1 protein-coding gene is annotated in these 2357 nt (G+C 65.0%); it reads left to right on the forward strand.

The window, feature by feature from the left end; genetic code table 11:
• The first annotated feature begins 297 nt into the window (after positions 1-297).
• A complete protein-coding gene (locus EET03_RS14125) occupies positions 298-2166 on the forward strand; it encodes a fatty acyl-AMP ligase (protein ID WP_075542672.1) in 1869 nt (622 codons plus the stop codon).
• Positions 2167-2357: the final 191 nt, after the last annotated feature.

Genomic DNA, 2357 nt, shown 5'->3' on the forward strand with positions numbered 1-2357 from the left:
CGCTACCACCACACCGACATCGAGATCGACAAACTCGCCGAGGCCACCCCCACTCAACGCCGTGCTTTCGACCTCATTGAGGCCACCATCCCCCTGACCATCGCCGCGTAGCCACAAACACAAACCAGCAAACCAGCAAACCCCCAGTTCAGGGCGGAAAACCCTTACCCAGGCAGCCGTAACTTCCGTCTAATGGACCGGTTGCCGACAGCGAGTTCCATCGAGCCACCCGATCGGTGGCCGAGGCCACACGCTGCTTGCCGTGTCAGCCGTGCGCCGGTGCATAGACTGCCGCGTATGAACGACGGTTCCCCGCAGGGCTCCCGGGCTCCAGAAGGCTTGCTGCAGATCGATGACTGCCTGGCCGCCGATGGCAGTATCGCCTTGCCGCCCGGCACCACCCTGATCTCGCTCATCCAACGCAATATCGCCAATGTCGGTGACTCCATCGCGTATCGCTACCTGGACTACACCCGCTCCGCTGAAGGGCAGGCCCTCGAGGTGACCTGGGCGCAGTTGGGGATGCGATTGGCGGCCATCGGTGCGCAGATCCAACAGCTCGCGGGCAACGGCGACCGGGTCGCGGTCCTGGCGCCGCAGGGCATCGACTACGTTGCCGGTTTCTACGCGGCGATCAAGGCCGGAACTATCGCGGTGCCCCTGTTTGCCCCGGAATTGCCCGGCCACGCCGAACGTCTCGATACCGCACTTCGCGACTCGGAGCCCACGGTCGTCCTGACGACGGCGACAGCGAAAGCCGCCGTGGAGGGCTTTCTGGCCAGCCGTCCGCAGCTGCGAAAGCCGGACGTCATCATCATCGATCAGATACCGGATTCGGCAGGGGAGCAGTTCAGTGCGATCGAGCTGGACATGGATGCCGTGTCCCACCTGCAGTACACCTCGGGCTCGACTCGGCCGCCCGTCGGCATCGAGATCACTCACCGTGCCGTCGGCACCAACCTGGTGCAGATGATCCTGTCGATCGACCTGCTCAACCGCAACACTCACGGCGTCAGCTGGTTGCCGCTCTACCACGACATGGGCCTGTCCATGATCGGCTTCCCGGCGGTATACGGCGGGCACTCCACCCTGATGTCGCCGACCGCGTTCGTCCGTCGGCCGCAGCGGTGGATTCATGCGCTGTCCGACGGATCACGGACCGGGCGCGTCGTCACCGCGGCACCGAACTTCGCCTACGAGTGGACCGCCCAGCGCGGCCTGCCCGCGGCGGGCGAGGATATCGACCTGCGCAACGTCGTGCTGATTATCGGATCCGAACCGGTCAGCATCGAGGCGATCACGACATTCAACAAAGCGTTCGCGCCCTACGGACTTCCGCGGACGGCGTTCAAGCCCTCCTATGGCATCGCCGAGGCGACGCTGCTTGTCGCGACCATCGACCACACCGCCGAAACGACGGTGGTCTACCTCGACCGGGAGCAACTGGGTTGCGGGCGTGCGGTCCCCGTCGCGGCGGATCACCCCAACGCCGTCGTGCAGGTGTCTTGCGGTCACGTCGCTCGCAGCCTGTGGGCCGTGATCGTCAACCCCGACACCGGTGCCGAACTGCCGGATGGCGAAGTCGGCGAAATCTGGCTGCAGGGAGACAACGTCGGCCGCGGCTACTGGGGGCGACCGGACGAAACGCGCCACACCTTCGGCGCCAGGCTGCAATCGGCGCTTCACGAGCAAAGCCGCACCAACGGCGCTGCGCTCGAAGGGAATTGGCTGCGGACTTCAGACCTGGGCGTCTACCTAGACGGCGAACTATACGTCACGGGGCGGATCGCCGATCTCATCACCATCGACGGCCACAACCATTATCCGCAGGACATCGAGGCCACCGTCGCGGCGGCGTCGCCCATCGTCCGGCGCGGATATGTCACGGCTTTCGCGGCACCGGCCAACGAGCTGCCGGATGCTGACGATGCGGACGACACCCGTCCCCGGTTGGTGATCATTGCCGAACGTGCGGCCGGCACCAGCCACGCCGACCCGAAACCGGCGATCGAGGCGATCCGGGCCGCGGTTGCCGAACGCCATCGGCTGTCGGCCGCCGACGTGCGTTTCCTCCCCGCCGGGGCCATTCCGCGCACCACCAGCGGCAAGCTGGCTCGCCGAGCCTGTCGTGCCCAATACCTCAGCGGCGTATTGGGAGCGTACTAGCTCCTCGTAGAAACCTCTAACGCGGATTTCCGCGTAGCTGATTCGGGGCAATCTCCCGCGGCGGGCGCAGGCGGCTGACCTGGGGATTTGTGTGATCCAGGCGTGTTTACGCTCGGATCTGTTGCTCTGATATAGCTGCTACTTTGCGATTCGATCAGATCGTTATCGTGTCGTGATCTTCGGATTTCCTG

It is taken from the genome of Mycobacterium innocens (assembly GCF_900566055.1).
Classification (GTDB): domain Bacteria; phylum Actinomycetota; class Actinomycetes; order Mycobacteriales; family Mycobacteriaceae; genus Mycobacterium; species Mycobacterium innocens.